The 16,040-nt window shown below is 49.5% G+C and carries 12 protein-coding genes; 11 read left to right on the top strand and 1 reads right to left on the bottom strand.

Annotated elements, in window-relative coordinates:
- Positions 1-16 precede the first annotated feature (16 nt).
- The 8 genes from NE473_RS12920 (at position 17) to hcp (ending at position 9,535) form a co-directional block, all read left to right on the top strand.
- Complete coding sequence (locus NE473_RS12920; RefSeq protein WP_006774580.1) at positions 17-805, top strand: ABC transporter permease; 789 nt, start codon at positions 17-19, stop codon at positions 803-805.
- Positions 802-1,587, top strand: a complete 786-nt coding sequence (locus NE473_RS12915; RefSeq protein WP_006774579.1) for an ABC transporter permease — start codon at positions 802-804, stop codon at positions 1,585-1,587. The genes NE473_RS12920 and NE473_RS12915 overlap by 4 nt, the downstream gene beginning before the upstream one ends.
- Entirely contained in the window at positions 1,566-2,342 is a 777-nt protein-coding gene (locus NE473_RS12910) for an ABC transporter ATP-binding protein (RefSeq protein WP_006774578.1), read from the top strand. The genes NE473_RS12915 and NE473_RS12910 overlap by 22 nt, the downstream gene beginning before the upstream one ends.
- Positions 2,343-2,359: 17 nt before the next feature.
- Complete coding sequence (locus tag NE473_RS12905) at positions 2,360-3,103, top strand: ABC transporter ATP-binding protein (RefSeq protein ID WP_022032243.1); 744 nt, start codon at positions 2,360-2,362, stop codon at positions 3,101-3,103.
- 2 nt (positions 3,104-3,105) lie between these two features.
- Complete coding sequence (locus NE473_RS12900) at positions 3,106-4,587, top strand: sulfatase family protein (RefSeq protein ID WP_055649062.1); 1,482 nt, start codon at positions 3,106-3,108, stop codon at positions 4,585-4,587.
- Between the two features lie 17 nt (positions 4,588-4,604).
- The gene (locus NE473_RS12895; RefSeq protein WP_006774575.1) at positions 4,605-6,086 is read left to right on the top strand and encodes a sulfatase family protein; all 1,482 of its coding nucleotides are present in this window, start codon (positions 4,605-4,607) and stop codon (positions 6,084-6,086) included.
- 28 nt (positions 6,087-6,114) lie between these two features.
- Entirely contained in the window at positions 6,115-7,725 is a 1,611-nt protein-coding gene (locus NE473_RS12890; RefSeq protein ID WP_055649063.1) for a mannitol dehydrogenase family protein, read from the top strand.
- Between the two features lie 142 nt (positions 7,726-7,867).
- Entirely contained in the window at positions 7,868-9,535 is a 1,668-nt protein-coding gene (gene hcp, locus NE473_RS12885; protein WP_055649064.1) for a hydroxylamine reductase, read from the top strand.
- 3 nt (positions 9,536-9,538) lie between these two features.
- Here the strand turns inward: hcp and NE473_RS12880 are convergent, their stop codons facing one another.
- A complete protein-coding gene (locus NE473_RS12880) occupies positions 9,539-10,408 on the bottom strand; it encodes an AraC family transcriptional regulator (RefSeq protein ID WP_006774817.1) in 870 nt (289 codons plus the stop codon).
- Positions 10,409-10,586: 178 nt separating this feature from the next.
- On the opposite strand from NE473_RS12880, the gene NE473_RS12875 reads away from it, so the two are divergent.
- From NE473_RS12875 to NE473_RS12865, 3 genes are all read left to right on the top strand, one after another.
- Positions 10,587-13,169, top strand: a complete 2,583-nt coding sequence (locus NE473_RS12875; protein WP_055649065.1) for a glycoside hydrolase family 3 protein — start codon at positions 10,587-10,589, stop codon at positions 13,167-13,169.
- A gap of 179 nt (positions 13,170-13,348) precedes the next feature.
- Positions 13,349-14,029 carry a response regulator transcription factor gene (locus NE473_RS12870; RefSeq protein WP_055649066.1) on the top strand — a complete coding sequence of 227 codons (681 nt, stop codon included), beginning with the start codon at positions 13,349-13,351 and terminating at the stop codon, positions 14,027-14,029.
- Positions 14,026-15,996 (top strand): sensor histidine kinase, encoded by a 1,971-nt coding sequence (locus tag NE473_RS12865; RefSeq protein ID WP_256265273.1) that lies wholly within the window; start codon positions 14,026-14,028, stop codon positions 15,994-15,996. The genes NE473_RS12870 and NE473_RS12865 overlap by 4 nt, the downstream gene beginning before the upstream one ends.
- The last annotated feature ends 44 nt before the right edge of the window (positions 15,997-16,040 follow it).

Genomic DNA, 16,040 nt, shown 5'->3' with positions numbered 1-16,040 from the left:
AAATGGAGAGAGTTTGATGAAAACGAATAAAAAATTGAACAAATATACAATTATTTCCTGCTGCACGGTTTTGATTGTGCTGGCAGCCTGGTATGTCTGCATTAATGTTCTGCATTTGAAACAGGAAACAGTCTTTCCCGGACCGATTACGGTTGCGAAAACATTTGTGCAGAAAATGACTTCGAAAGTACCGGATGGGGCGACGCTTCCGACTCACCTGATGGGAAGCTTAAAGGTTGCGTTGTTTGGTTACTCTTTGGGAGTACTGTTTGGGGTCCCGATGGGGATTTTGATGGCCTGGTTTAAGTGGGTAGACCGTTTTGTAAGACCGCTGTTTGATCTGATTCGGCCGGTTCCGGGGCTCGCCTGGATTCCAATGTTTATTCTTCTTTTCGGCATCGGAATTTTGCCAAAGGCCGCTGTTATTTTTCTCAGTACATCAGTTGCATGCATTGTAAACAGCTATACCGGAATCAAACAGACAAAACAGGAGCATCTCTGGGTTGGAGATGTGTTCGGATTTTCAAATTTGCAGAAGTTATATAAAATAGCGATTCCTACTGCGCTCCCGATGATATTTACCGGGCTTCGGGTGGCGATGGGAGCGGCATGGATGGCTCTCGTTGCAGCGGAGCTCCTGGCATCCTCCGTAGGCCTGGGATATATGATTCAGCAGGGCAGGTACGCTTCGAAACCGGCGCTTGTATTTGTCGGTATGATCATGATCGGAATTGTTGGATTACTATTCGATACGATTCTGCACTGGCTTGAAGTAAAAGTTGCGAAAGGAATGAATGCAGAATGAATGAAAATGCAAAAGAAAAGATATTATCAGTCATATGCGCGGTTATTTCGATCGGAGCATTTTTGCTTCTATGGTGGTTTGCCACGCATCACACAGCGTTATCACAGCTTTTGCCTGACCCCGTTGTAGTGCTGGAGGCAACCTTAGAATATTGTACCGGGGTGGTAGGCAAATACAGCCTTATCATTCATATGCTGAGCAGCTTAAGAAGAGTGCTCATCGGCTTCTGTCTGGGGTCCCTGGCAGGTGTCATACTTGGCCTGCTGATGGGAAGATATCTCCTTGCGAGAGCGATTTTCAATCCCATTTTCCGATTTATACGCCCGATTCCTCCGATTGCCTGGATTCCGATTTCTATTATATGGTTTGGCCTTGGCGAGGAGGCTAAAATATTCCTGATTTTCTTAGCTGCATTTGCCAATACCACACTAAATGCAATGACCGGGGCAATGAATGTCGATCCGGAAGTTGTTAATGCAGCCAGGATGCTTGGGGCAAAGGAACGGCAGATCTTTACAACTGTGATCATTCCTGCATCGGTTCCGGCTATTTTTGCAGGACTTCAGGTTGGAATATCGTCTGCGTGGGCAAGTGTGGTGGCTGCCGAGATGATCAAGGCAGAGAATGGCCTTGGCTGGATTATTCAGGCCGGTATGGATAACAACAATATGACTCAGATTCTGGCCGGAATCATAATGATTGGCGTTGTTGGATTTTTGCTGGCTTATATCATGCGTAAAGCTGAAGAGGTGATGTGTCGATGGAACAAGAGCGGAAGATAAATACGGTAATCGAGTGTAAAGGGGTCAGTAAAATATTTGATACGCCGGAGGGGAAACACGAAGTAGTACGCGGACTGAATTTTGCCGCCAGAGAAAATGAATTTCTGGTTCTTTTTGGACCAGGTCAGTGCGGAAAAACAACCATTATCAATATGATTGCCGGATTTGAACAGACCACCGGGGGAAACATAACCGCTTCCGGTAAAAAGGTGGACCGGCCGGACGTCTCCAGAGGAGTGGTATTTCAGTCCATTTCTCTCTTCCCCTGGATGACAGCCATGGGCAATGTCGAATATGGACCTAAAATAGCGGGGGTGAGTAAGGAAGAACGAAAAAAACGGGCGCAGAAGTATATTAATCTGGTTGGGCTTCAGGGATTTGAAAATTCCTATCCCGTTCAGCTTTCCGGGGGTATGAAGCAGCGTGTCGGAATTGCGAGGGCATACTGCAACGAACCTGAGTTATTGCTGATGGATGAACCTTTTGGTGCACTGGACGCGCAGACCAGATATTTGATGCAGGAGGAACTGCAGAGAATTTGGAGTGCGGAAAAACGTACGGTTATTTTCGTCACCAATAATATAGAAGAGGCACTGTACCTTGCAGATCGAATTATTGTTCTCACCAATTGTCCTGCCACAGTAAAGAAGGAATATGTCATCGATCTTCCCAGACCCAGAAATCTGGTTTCGGAAAAATTTCTGGCTCTTCGTAAGGAAATAACCGGCATCCTGGATAATTCACAGGGGAATTGAGGATAGGAGGATTAGAAATGAGTGATCAGATAAAGGTACAGGTCAGACACCTGACCAAGAAATTTGGGGATCTTCTGGTTCTCGATGATGTGTCTTTTGATGTTATGGATGGGGATTTGCTTTGCGTAGTAGGTCCCACGGGCTGTGGAAAAACGACCTTTCTGAACAGCCTGGTCAATATTTATGATATTACGTCAGGTGAAATCTTATTGGACGGACAGAAGGTAGATACGAAAAAGCAGAATATCGCATATATTTTTCAGGGGAATTCAACAATGCCATGGCTGACCGTAGAGGAAAATGTGGGCTTTGGTCTGCTGTATAAGCCGCTTTCCGATGCGGAAAAGAAAGAGCGGACGGAAAAGTATTTAGAAATCGTGGGATTAAGCCAATACAGGAAATACTATCCAAAACAGCTCTCTGCAAGCATGCTTCAGAGGGTGAGTATTGCCAGAGCATTTGCCACAGAGCCGGAGCTGCTGCTGATGGATGAGCCGTATGGGCAGCTGGATATTGAACTACGTTTCAGACTGGAAGATGAACTGGTGAAGCTCTGGCAGATGACGAAAACGACGGTATTATTTATCACACATAATATCGAGGAAGCGGTCTATCTGGGAAATAAAATTATGATTCTGACAAACAAGCCGACTACGGTTAAAACAACACTGATCAATGAACTTCCGCGTCCGCGTGATATTGCGGATCCGCAGTTTATTGAGCTGCGAAATAAAGTGACAGAACTTATTAAATGGTGGTAAATATGGAAAAGAAGAAAAAGAATATTGTCTGGTTCTGTACAGACCAGCAGAGGTGGGATACCATTCACAGCCTTGGCAATCCCTATATACATACGCCGAATATTGACCGGCTGGTGAAGGAAGGGGTTGCATTTACCCGGGCTTATACACAGGCGCCGATCTGTACGCCAAGCCGTGCCTGCTTTTTAACGGGGCGTTATCCCAGAACGACGAAAACGATTTTTAACGGAAATGAAAAGTTCTCAAAGGATGAAAAACTGGTGACAAAACTGTTGTCTGACGAAGGATATACGTGCGGCCTGGTGGGCAAGCTTCATCTGACGTCTGCGGAGGGAAGAGTGGAGAAGCGGTGCGATGACGGGTATTCCTATTTCCAGTACAGTCATCATCCGCACAATGACTGGAAGGATGGGGGAAATGATTATCAGAACTGGCTGAACGAAAAAGGCGTTCACTGGGAAGAAATCTACGGCGGTAAGTTTATGACAATGGCTACGTGGCCGCCTCAGGCCAATCCCTCGTTTTCCGGGAAGCAGGTGGGCGTTTCCGCACAGTATCATCAGACGACATGGTGTGTGGAGAAGACGATCGATTTTATTGAGACCAGGAGAAATTCCGGGGAACCGTGGCTGATCAGTGTGAATCCTTTCGATCCCCATCCTCCGTTAGATCCGCCGCAGGAATATAAAGACCGGCTGAACGTTGAAGAGATGCCGCTGCCTCTCTGGGAAGACGGAGAGATGGAGGGCAAGCCGCCCCATCAGCAGAAGGACGTGATCCAGGGGGGGCAGGATGGACAGGCGGAGCCCATAGGATCGCTTACGGAGGAGGAAAAACGGGAGCGTTTCAGAGATTACTACGCGGAAATTGAACTGATTGATGATCAGTTTGGAAGACTGCTTTCGTATCTCGATCAAACCGGCCTGCGTGAAGACACGATCATTATTTTCATGAGTGATCACGGGGAAATGAGCGGAGATCACGGCTTGTACTGGAAAGGTGCCTATTTCTATGAAGGTCTTGTCCATGTGCCCCTGATTATTTCCTGTCCGTCCATCTTTAAACAGGGATTCCTGTGTGATGCTCTGGTAGAACTGGTAGATATTGCGCCGACTCTTATGGAAGCGGCCGGACTGGAAGTCCCTTATTTTATGCAGGGCAGGAGTTTTTATGATATACTGACAGGTGAAGCGGATCCCCATCATTTCAAAGACGCAGTTTACAGTGAATTTTATCACTGTCTCAGAGGAACTCATGAAGACATTGATGCGACAATGTATTATAATGGGAGATATAAGCTGATTGTATACCATGGAAAAGAATTCGGAGAATTGTATGACCATGAGACAGATCCGAATGAATTCCATAATTTGTGGGATAAACCGGAATATGAGGCACTGAAAACAGAACTGATAAGAAAGAGTTTTGATCATACCGTCCTTTGCAATATGGACAATTCCATGCATCGGGTCTATGGTTTCTGAGTGAAGGAGATGAAGAAATGAGTCAGAAACCGGTAAATATTGTTTGGTTCTGTACGGATCAGCAGCGCTATGATACGATTCATGCACTGGGAAATCCGTATATCCATACACCGAATATCGATAAATTAGCGGAAGAAGGGGTTGCCTTTACCAGGGCCTATACGCAGGCGCCGATTTGCACCCCCAGCCGTTCCTGTTTTCTAACCGGAAGATATCCCCGAACAACAAAAGCCTTTTATAACGGCAATGACAATTATTCCAAAGATGAAAAGCTGGTGACAAAGCTGCTGGCCGACTCCGGATATGTCTGTGGTCTGTCAGGCAAGCTCCATCTGACCTCTGCACAGGGGCGGATGGAGAAACGCACGGACGATGGCTACAGTTACATACAATGGAGCGAGCATCCCAACGACGACTGGCCGGGCGGTGAAAATGATTATCAAAACTGGCTGAAAGAAAAAGGACTTCGCTGGGAAGAGATCTATGGGGGAAAATATACCAGTATGGCAACCTGGCCGCCGAAACCGAATCCTAATTTTACAGGCAAAACCGTTGGCGTGCCGGCCGAGTACCATCAGACGACCTGGTGTGTTGAAAAGGCGATCGAGTTTATCGAACAGAACCGTGGCAGCGGGAAACCGTGGCTGATCAGCCTGAATCCATATGATCCTCATCCGCCGCTGGACCCGCCGCAGGAGTACAAAGACAGGCTTAAAATAGAAGAGATGCCGCTGCCTCTGTGGAAGGAAGGGGAACTGGACACCAAACCACCCCACCAGCAGAACGATTACTTCCAGGGCGGGCAGGATGGCCAGGCAGAGCCGTATCCGACGCTGACGGATGAAGACAGAAGGGAGCGTTTTCGAGACTATTATGCGGAGATTGAACTGATTGATGACCAGTTCGGGCGACTGATGGAGTACCTCGAAGAGACGGGGCAAAGAGAAGACACGCTCGTGATTTTCATGAGTGATCACGGTGAGATGAACGGAGATCACGGCCTTTACTGGAAGGGAGCTTATTTCTATGAAGCCTTAGTCCATATTCCTCTCATCCTGTCCTGCCCTTCTCTGTTCAGAAGAGGCTTAAAGAGTGATGCGCTGGTTGAACTTGTGGATCTGGCTCCAACGCTGATGGAGCTTACCGGTCAGGAAGTACCGTACTATATGCAGGGGAAAAGTCTCCTTCCCATTCTGACCGGGCAGGCGGATCCCCATCATCATAAGGATTCGGTTTATTCAGAATTCTATCACTGCCTCCTTGGATCGCATGATAATATTTATGCAACCATGTATTACGATGGGAGATACAAAATTGTCAATTACCACGGAATGGAATATGGGGAACTGTATGACCATGAGACGGATCCGGACGAGTTTTGCAATTTGTGGGACAAGCCGGAGTATGCCATGAAAAAAGCTGAGTTGATCAAAAAGAATTTTGACAGTGCTGTTATGAAAAATATGGATCGGTCTATGCATATGATCAACGAATACTGATTAAATATGCAGACCAAAGGAGATGCTGATGAAACTTACCTTAGAAGGAATCAAAGACAAGCAGGTATGGAACCGGGCGGGAATCGGACTGCCATCTTATGATTTGGAAACACTGGCACAGCGGACAACGGAAGCACCGGTATGGGTTCATTTTGGTATCGGGAATATATTCAGGATTTTTATAGGCAGTATTGCGGACCGCCTGATCACAGACGGACTGATGGACCGTGGAATCGTCTGTGTGGAGACATTTGACTATGAGACGATCGACCGCATCTATAAGCCATACGATAATCTTTGTCTGTCCGTGATCTTACATAACGACGGTTCGACGGAAAAAAGAGTATTCGGCTGTTTTACTGAAGCGCTGAAAGGGCTGCCGGATGAGACGAATGACAGAAGGCGATTAAAAGAGATCTTTGCAAATCCCAGCCTTCAGATGGTCTCCTTTACAATCACGGAAAAGGGCTATGCGCTGCGCGGTGCGGATGGGCAGTATTACAGCTTCATTCAGGCCGATATCGATCATGGTCCGGAACGGGCCGTGGGGGCTATAGCGGTGATAGCTGCCATGCTTCTGGAGCGGTATCAGGCGGGGGCAAAGCCGCTGGCTCTTGTATCTATGGATAACTGTTCTCAGAACGGGGCCAAGCTTCGCAGCGCAGTGCTGGAAATAGGGCAGGAATGGAGAGACAGGGGATTTGTGGAAGAGGAATTTGTAAACTACATCAGCGATGAAGAGAAGATCGCATTTCCCTGGACCATGATTGATAAAATCACGCCGAGGCCGGGAGAGACCGTGAAGACGATGCTTCAGGAGGCCGGTGTAGAGGATATGGATATTGTTGTTACTCAAAAGCAGACCTATATTGCACCCTTTGTAAATGCGGAAGAACCGCAGTATCTGGTGGTGGAAGACCATTTTCCCGGCGGCAGGCCGCCTCTGGAAAAGGCAGGCGTCTACATGACCAGCCGTGAAACGGTAAATAAGGCGGAACGGATGAAGGTTACCGTCTGTTTAAATCCGATCCATACCGCTCTGGCTCCATACGGCTGTGTGCTGGGATTTACACTTTTTTCCGATCAGATGCGTGATCCGGAGATGGTTAAGCTTGCTGAAATGGTAGGGCTCCGGGAGGGCATGGAATTTGTGGAGGACCCCGGTATCATTTCACCGAAAGCGTTTATTGACGAGTGCATCAACGTGCGTTTTTCCAATCCATATCTGGGGGACACGCCGCAGCGTATCGCAGTGGATACGTCGCAGATGGTCGGAATCCGGTTTGGGGAAAACATCAAAGCATGCGTACGAAAATACGGCAGTGCTAAAAAACTGACAGGGATTCCGCTGGCGATTGCCGGATGGCTTCGTTATCTGCTTGCTGTGGATGACGAGGGGAAACCGTTTGAACTCTCCCCGGATCCGATGATTCCCGAACTGCAGGCACAGATGGCAGGAATTGTGTTTGGAGATCCGGACAGCTTACAGGATCAGCTGCGGCCGATTCTCAGTAATCGCAATATTTTTGGTATCGATCTGTATGAAGCAGGGATCGGTGAAACGATTACGGAGATGCTGCGGGAAGAAATTGCAGGTAAGGGAGCGGTCAGAGCTGCGTTGAAAAAATATCTCGCGTAAGAGCGCTGCCAAAGAAGAAAATGTAATACAGAAAAGAACATGGAACCATAGAAAAATGGCCGCAGTTCGTTGCAAATGCAACATACTGCGGCCGCTTTTTGTGATAAGCTGAATACGAATTTAAGAATGGAGGAACTACGATATGGAGAACAGAATGTTTTGCTATCAGTGCCAGGAAACCGCCGGTTGTTCCGGATGTACAAAATCGGGTGTCTGTGGAAAGGGACCCCGTACGGCCGCTTTACAGGATATGCTGGTCTGGGTGACAAAAGGTATTTCGGAAGCAGCGGTACGTTTGCGGGAGGAAAACCGGAATGTCCCGGATGAAGTAAACAGCCGGGTAATGGAAAATCTTTTCATTACCATCACCAATGGTAATTTCGATGATGAGGCAATCATCCGCAGGATCCGCCGGACTCTGGCGATGAAAAGGGATCTCATAGACTGTCTGTCCGGAACAGAAGGTCTGTCTGAGGCTGCTCTCTGGGATGACGCAGAGGCCATGGAGGAGAAAGCAAAGGGCATCGGCGTGTTATCGACAGAGGATGAGGACATCCGCAGTCTCCGGGAACTGATTACGTATGGACTGAAAGGGATGGCAGCATATTTAAAACACGCAGCGGCCCTGGAGAGGAAATTGGAAAACGGCGCCGTTTACCATGCAGACGGGATGAGAGATGCGGAGGAATTTTTAGAGAAGGCGCTGGCTGCTACTCTGGACCAGAATATGACCGTTCCGGAGCTGACAGCGCTTGCCCTTGAAACGGGAGAGTATGGCGTGAAGGCCATGGCGATTCTCGATGAGGCAAATACGTCTGCCTTTGGCCATCCGGAGATAACAAAAGTCAGCATCGGCGTCAGAAAGAATCCGGGAATACTCGTTTCCGGCCATGACTTATGCGATCTGGAGCAGCTCCTGGAGCAGACGGAGGGAACCGGCATTGACGTCTATACCCACTCGGAAATGCTTCCGGCCCACTATTATCCGGCGTTTAAGAAATACGCTCATTTTGCAGGAAACTATGGGAACGCATGGTGGAAGCAGAAGGAGGAATTTGAGGCATTTGGAGGTCCGGTCCTGCTGACCACGAACTGCCTCGTTCCGCCGAAAGACAGCTATAAGGGGCGGCTTTATACAACCGGAGCAGTTGGATATCCAGGCTGTAAGCACATAGAAGCGGGCGCAGACGGAACGAAAGATTTTACGGAAATGATCAATCAGGCCAAACAGTGTCCGGCGCCGGTTGAGCTGGAGACCGGCAGTATTGTGGGCGGATTTGCACATAATCAGGTTCTGGCACTGGCAGATCCGATTGTTGAAGCCGTAAAAAGCGGAGCCATCAAAAAATTCGTTGTGATGGCAGGCTGCGACGGCCGCGCACCATCGAGAAATTATTATACGGATTTCGCCAGGGCGCTTCCAAAGGATACGGTCATTTTAACAGCCGGCTGTGCGAAATATAAATATAACAAGCTGAACCTCGGTGAGATCGGCGGCATTCCCCGCGTGCTGGATGCCGGGCAGTGCAACGACAGCTATTCCCTGGCGGTGATTGCCCTGAAGCTGAAGGAAGTATTCGGGCTTGACGATATCAATGATCTGCCGATTATCTATAACATCGCATGGTATGAGCAGAAGGCGGTCATTGTTCTGCTGGCTCTGCTTTCCCTTGGCGTGAAGAATATTCATCTGGGACCGACGCTGCCGGCCTTTTTGTCACCCAATGTGGCCAATGTACTGGTGGAACAGTTCGGGATCGCAGGGATCAGAACGGCAGAAGAGGATATGAAAATATTTTTTGAAATATAGCATTCAGGGCGGAGGAAGGCAAAATCCTGAATCAGCCTGATGGATAGAGGATTTTCGTATCTTCTGCGGGGTGGTTCCATACATTTCTTTAAAGATCCGCATAAAGACCTTGTAATTGGTAAGACCATTCTGCACCATCAGCTGCGTGATGCTTTCATCAGATTTCAGAAGATCCTCGTAAAAATTCATGGTTCGTACAGAATTTACGTATGCAAGAAATGTCTGGCCGGTATACTTCTTAAACAGGCGGCAGAAATACTCACGGCTCAAGCCCTGGGAAGCTGCCGCATCATCGAGCGTCAGCGGTTTGCGAAAATTCCGGCGGACATAATCCATAATTCCGGCAATCCGTCTCATATCCCGGCTGGAACCGCCGGCGGCGCCGTCTTCGTTCCAGTGGGAGCAGCAGCGGTAAAGATAATAGAGGAACTCATATAAGTGGGCGGTTACCAGAAGCTGGTAGCCGTCCGCCTGTTTTTCGTACTCGCTTACCATGGTTTCTAAGTGGAAGAACATTTCCTTTTGATCCGGACTCCGGTTTTCCTTTGAGATCAGTGTCTGAAAATGGAGCGCTTCAAAATTCGGGAAAAAACGCCTTAACTGTTCAGCTGAAATCTGAAGAAGTACATAGGTGGTAAGGCCTGCCGTCTGTGTCATATGAAGCTCATTGGAATTGATGACCAGCAGGCTTCCGGGCTCAGGCTGATACGATTCCGCCTGGATGACTGCCGTCAGTCTGCCGTCGATTAAGCACAGGATCTCTAAATATTCGTGCCAGTGGGCCGGTATGGTCATGGGCATGCAGTGGACCAGCTCCAGCTTTGCCGGCAGATTGACATTCTCGGAAACCTCTTCGTGTATGATATGTGCCATCCTGAAACCTCCCCTCTCTGCAGTATATCAATAGTGACAGGAATATCTGCTGTTATTCTACTAAAAGTTTATAAATATATCAATATCAACCTACAAAAGGTTAAAAAAACATCTAGCGGGTGAGAGGGGAATCGTGCATAATAGAGAAAAACAGACAGATACCATTTGGAGGTCAGATATGAAATTGAAAAACAGAACATTTACCGGTTCGACATCAGATGCAGTGACGAAAAGAGAGCAGGAAAACAGGGAGATCGCCCGCAGAGCGGCCTCCGAGGGATTTGTACTTTTGAAAAATGACGGCCATCTGCTGCCGCTTGCCGCAAAAGGAAAAATCGGGCTTTACGGAGCCGGGGCGGTAAAGACCATAAAAGGCGGCACAGGTTCAGGCGATGTCAATGAGAGGGACTGTGTTTCCATCTGCCAGGGGTTAAAGGCCGCAGGCTATGAAGTGACCAGCGACGCATGGCTTTCCTCTTATGAGACTATTTACGCAGATGCAAGACAGGCATGGAAGGAGGAGGTCTTAAGGAAGCTGAAACAGTATGACGGCAACTTTTTCCAGGCGTATTCCACGACTCCGTTTGTCGTTCCATGCGGCGATTCTATCGATGAGGAGGCTGCAAAGGCGGATGGAGCCGATGTGGCGGTATTTGTACTCAGCCGTATTGCAGGTGAAAATGCGGACCGTCACGATACGGAAGGTGATTACTTCATCACAAAAGAAGAAAAATCGCTTCTGGCACAGATTTCAGCCTCTTACGACAGTGTGGTTCTCGTCATCAATACCGGAGGCCTGATTGATCTGGCATTTACAGAGGAATTTACGAATATCAAATCGATTGTGCAGTTTATGCAGGCAGGCCAGGAAGGCGGTTCGGCATTTGCCGATATCATGTCCGGCGCTGTAAATCCAAGCGGAAAAATGACGGATTCCTGGGCATATACCTACCTGGATTATCCCAACGCCCGGACCTTCAGCCATAAAAACGGCAACACGGATACAGAAAAGTACGAAGAGGGAATTTTCGTAGGATACCGTTATTTTGATACCTTTGATGTACCGGTTCGCTACGGTTTCGGCTTTGGATTGTCCTATACGGAATTTTCCGTGGTGGGAACCGGAGTCAGTGCTTCCGGCCTGGGCACAGACCAGCCGAAAATCTCGGTTACGGCTTCCGTGAAGAATACCGGGAATACCTATGCCGGGAAGGAAGTCGCTGAAGTCTACGTTTCCTGTCCGCAGAACGGCATGCCAAAAGAGTACCGCCGTCTGGCCGGCTTCGCAAAGACCAGGCTTTTGTCTCCGGGAGAAAATCAGGATTTGACGATTACGTTCCCGTTATACCAGCTGGCTTCCTATCATGAAGATCGGTCGGCATGGATTCTGGAAGCTGGTACATATGGCATCTGGGTAGGAAATTCTCTGGAATCCGCCAGCTTATCTGCTACGATCAGCCTCGATGCAGATGTCGTGATGGTGCAGTGTGAATCCATCTGTGAGAGAAAAGAAGATTTGAAGGAACTGATTCCGGACGCCGGTAAAATGAAGGAAAAAGAGGCCGCATGGAAGAGTCTGGCGGAATCGTTAAAGCTTCCTGATCTGTCGGTTTGTGCAGATCAGATTGTGACAGAAACGGTTGCCTATCCGGAACACTTAGGCGTGACGGAAGGAAAAGCAGGGGAGATCGTCAGCACCTTATCGGAGGAACAGCTGATTGCGCTTGCTACAGGAGATCCCGGAAAAGGACAGGAGAATGCCCTTGGTTCCGCAGGGCTGACTGTGCCGGGTGCTGCGGCAGAGACCTCATCCGCTGCGATTGAGTCCCCATGGAACGTAGCCAGCATGGTACTGGCAGACGGACCTGCCGGTTTAAGGCTTCATAAGACGTACCAGGTTGTAGATGGAAAGATCAATAAGGGCAGCTTCCTTCAGGCGTTTGAAGGCGGATTTTTCGCTGATCCGGAAGAGCCGGAAGGCACCACTTACTATCAGTACTGTACGGCACTTCCGGTCGGCACGCTTCTTGCCCAGACATGGGATGTCAATCTCCTGAAGGAAGCAGGGGAGATGATCGGCCGTGAGATGGAACTGTTTAATGTGACTCTGTGGCTGGCGCCTGGTATGAATATTCACCGGAACCCGCTTTGCGGCCGGAACTTCGAATACTATTCCGAGGATCCGCTGCTGTCCGGTATGATGGCGTCTGCGATCACTCTCGGTGTTCAGAAAGTTCCGGGATGCGGAACTACCATCAAGCATTTTGCCTGCAACAATCAGGAAGACAACCGTATGGGGTCAGATTCCGTCCTTTCCGAGAGAGCACTGCGCGAAATCTATTTAAAGGGATTTGAAATAGCTGTGAAAAATTCACAGCCCATGTCGATCATGACGTCCTACAACCAGATCAACGGCGTACATGCGGCCAATTCCTATGATATCTGCACAAAGGCTGCCAGAGACGAGTGGGGATTTGCGGGCGCGATCATGACAGACTGGACCACCACCACGGCTTCCACCGCAGGCGTATGTACCGCCGCAGGCTGTATGCGCGCGGGCAACGACATGGTTATGCCGGGAGTGAAAGAAGATCACGACAATATCCGCAGAGAGCTTAAAGAGGGAACCCTGGAAATCAGTGCGCTGCAGAGATGTATCTGCAATACCGTCAATCTGGTGCTGCAGTCCAACCAGTATGAGGATGCAGTCAGCTACAGCAGCAGGTTTGAGAAGCTGGATACGTATATGACGGCAGAATAAAAAAACAGGTTGCAAACGGTAACAAAAACAGTCCTTTGGAACTCAAATATACGTTGACAAGCGGGTTCTCAGTAAATATAATAAAAGCAGTAACAAAGTGCGAATGGCTCCTGCCATTCGCATTTGTCGTATTAAGGAACATGAACAGATTTGTTCATCTTGAGGATCGGAGGGGCTATATGGATTACACTTACCGGCTGCTGGCGGTGGATGATGAGACGGATATATTGCGCACAAACCGTAAGTATCTGGAAGCCAGGGGCTATCAGGTTGATTCGGCGGTCTGCGCGTCTGAGGCGCTGGAATTACTGAGAAGACAGAAGTACGACTGCATTCTGCTGGATGTGCTGCTTCCGGATATGAATGGATTTGAACTCTGTGAGGCAGTGCGTGCCATCACTTCTGCCCCTATTCTCTTTCTCAGCTGTATGGATGACGAGGAAGATAAGATCAGGGGGCTGATGGCGGGGGGAGAGGATTATATTACAAAGCCTTACAGCTTAAAGGAACTGGCCGCCCGCGTGTATGCGCAGGTGAGGCGCAGTACCATAAAGAGAGTCGCCGTTGATCGCGAGAACCAGCTTCTGCGGATTGACGACCGGATAATTCCCCTGGCACAGAAGGAGTTTGAACTGTTTCTGTTTCTGCTGGGCAATCCTGGGCGGATCCTGTCGGCATCGGAGCTTTATCAGGAGGTATGGCGCACAGGGAAGCCGGACAATGCCAATACGGTGGCGGTACATATGACACGGCTGCGGCACAAGCTGGAGGAGGCAGAGCCGGTCATTGGCCGGATTGAGACAGTCCGCGGAGAAGGGTACCGGTTCCTGCCGAAGGTGGAAGCGGGGACAATCTTATGAAACGGTTTTTGGCGATTTTTCTATTGATTTTCAGCTTGTGCCTGGCTCTGTTTTTTGCTTCCTCCAGACCGTTTGTTTCGGAGGGGCCGAAGGCGGGAGAGGGAATACTGGACTTTCGGGAGGCGGATTTTACTTCTTCCGTGTATGAACTGTCGGGGCAGTGGGAGTTTTATCACAGTCAGCTGTATACCCCGGAGGATTTTCGGACGGGAAGTCCGGCAGGGATGGAATATATTGACCTGCCCGGTCCGTGGACCAGGATGGGGTATCCGGGGCTCGGTTATGCAACGTACCGGCTGAGGATCCTGACGGAACCGGGGCAGATCTATCTTCTGTATATTCCGGAGATCATGTCCTCCTCTGCGGTCTGGCTTAATGGAAAAGAATTTTACCATGCCGGTAAGGTGGGCACGTCGGACCTGGATACCGTTACCGGGGTACGCAATGAACTGCTGGCGGCGGCAGCGCCGGACGGTGTTCTGGAGCTGGTGATCCAGGCGGCCAATTACCGTATGAACGGAAGCGGGATCTTTTATCCGATTCTGATCGGACGGGATACGGTACTGACCCACTGCATGTTCTGGCAGCGGACCGTGGCGGCGGCAGCTTTGGGAGGCATTCTTCTGATCGGTGTTTACCATCTGTTCCTCTATTTCTTCCGCCGGCGGGAGCGGCTGTATCTGACCTTCAGCCTCACCTGTCTGGCAGCCGTGCTGCGGCTGGGGATGGAGAGCAATGCGCTGGTCCAGTATTTTCTGCCTGGCGGAATCGGATTTCTTTTAAGCAGGGTTTTTCTTTTGCTGTTTACGATACACAGTCTCTGCATCTGCCTTTTCATGGTGCAGGCATTTTCCATCCGGCTGGGGCGCTGCCTTCGTATTTTTTACATACTCTGTTTCGGACTGCCCATGGCGGGGATCTGCGTCCTGCCCTATGCACAGGCGGTGACAGGCATGTTCCTGGTCATGATTCCCTATGGCATCTCAATCTTTCTGGCGTTCCGGTCAGGGAACATCGGCAGGGACCCGTACCGGCTGCTTTATCTGTTCAGCATGGTGACTTTCGTGATCTACGGCCCTCTGACCAAAACCCTGTTTGAAGGAGACATGTTTCTGCCCGGCATCGTGCCGAACATGTTCTTAATTCTTAGCCAGTGCGTTATGCTGTCGCGCAGCTATGCGCAGGCTCACGAGGAAGTGGAACGGGTCAATGCGAACCTGGAAGATCTGGTTAAGCAGCGCACGGCCCAGTTAAACAGTGCCAATGAACAGCTGGCAGCCTCCCAGTCGGCCCTGCGGGAAATGATCAGCAACATTTCCCATGATTTAAAGACTCCTCTGACGGTACTCAACAATTATCTGGAGCTGCTGGGGGATGAGAATGTCGCCTCCAGTGAGCAGGAGCGGACGGAATATCTGGGAATTGCCTATCATAAGAACCTGGATCTCCAGCGGCTCATCCATAATCTGTTTGAAGTTACCAGGATGGAAGGCGGTACGGTCAGCTACCGTCTGGAATGGGTTATGGCCCTTCCGCTTATGGAGGAGGCGGAAAGAAAGTACGGGGACCTGGCCGGCGGCATGGGGCTCTTCTTTACGGCAGAGGCGGATGATGCGCTGAAACTGAAGATAGATAGAAATAAAATCTGGAGCGTGCTGGATAATCTGGTCTATAATGCACTGCGCCATACGCCGGAGGGCGGCAGTATCGCCCTTGGTATTAAGCGGAGAGGAGACCGGGCAGTGCTTACGGTGGCGGATACCGGGGAGGGGATAGATGCCGGGCATCTCCCTCATATCTTTGAACGGTTCTATAAAGTGTCGCCGGAGCGCGGAGAAAAGGATGGTTCCAGCGGTCTGGGACTTTATATTGTGAAGACCACCGCGGAGGCCATGGGCGGAACTGTGGAGGTGGAGAGCGTGCCGGGGAAGGGAACCGTATTCACCTTGACGTTTCCGGCAAACTGATGTTTTTCGGATGATGGAATCATGTCGTTAACAGAGACATATTT

Source organism: Hungatella sp. SL.1.14 (assembly GCF_024460495.1).
Taxonomy (GTDB): Bacteria; Bacillota; Clostridia; order Lachnospirales; family Lachnospiraceae; genus Hungatella; species Hungatella hathewayi.
This window is presented reverse-complemented; position numbering and strand designations above follow the sequence as displayed.

What these genes read in the sequence shown, in the direction of transcription:
- NE473_RS12920 (WP_006774580.1), top strand. Translation starts at nt 17, where the DNA reads ATGAAAACGAATAAAAAATTGAACAAATATACAATTATTTCCTGCTGC.
- NE473_RS12915 (WP_006774579.1), top strand. Translation starts at nt 802, where the DNA reads ATGAATGAAAATGCAAAAGAAAAGATATTATCAGTCATATGCGCGGTT.
- NE473_RS12910 (WP_006774578.1), top strand. Translation starts at nt 1,566, where the DNA reads ATGGAACAAGAGCGGAAGATAAATACGGTAATCGAGTGTAAAGGGGTC.
- NE473_RS12905 (WP_022032243.1), top strand. Translation starts at nt 2,360, where the DNA reads ATGAGTGATCAGATAAAGGTACAGGTCAGACACCTGACCAAGAAATTT.
- NE473_RS12900 (WP_055649062.1), top strand. Translation starts at nt 3,106, where the DNA reads ATGGAAAAGAAGAAAAAGAATATTGTCTGGTTCTGTACAGACCAGCAG.
- NE473_RS12895 (WP_006774575.1), top strand. Translation starts at nt 4,605, where the DNA reads ATGAGTCAGAAACCGGTAAATATTGTTTGGTTCTGTACGGATCAGCAG.
- NE473_RS12890 (WP_055649063.1), top strand. Translation starts at nt 6,115, where the DNA reads ATGAAACTTACCTTAGAAGGAATCAAAGACAAGCAGGTATGGAACCGG.
- hcp (WP_055649064.1), top strand. Translation starts at nt 7,868, where the DNA reads ATGGAGAACAGAATGTTTTGCTATCAGTGCCAGGAAACCGCCGGTTGT.
- NE473_RS12880 (WP_006774817.1), bottom strand. Translation starts at nt 10,408, where the DNA reads ATGGCACATATCATACACGAAGAGGTTTCCGAGAATGTCAATCTGCCG.
- NE473_RS12875 (WP_055649065.1), top strand. Translation starts at nt 10,587, where the DNA reads ATGAAATTGAAAAACAGAACATTTACCGGTTCGACATCAGATGCAGTG.
- NE473_RS12870 (WP_055649066.1), top strand. Translation starts at nt 13,349, where the DNA reads ATGGATTACACTTACCGGCTGCTGGCGGTGGATGATGAGACGGATATA.
- NE473_RS12865 (WP_256265273.1), top strand. Translation starts at nt 14,026, where the DNA reads ATGAAACGGTTTTTGGCGATTTTTCTATTGATTTTCAGCTTGTGCCTG.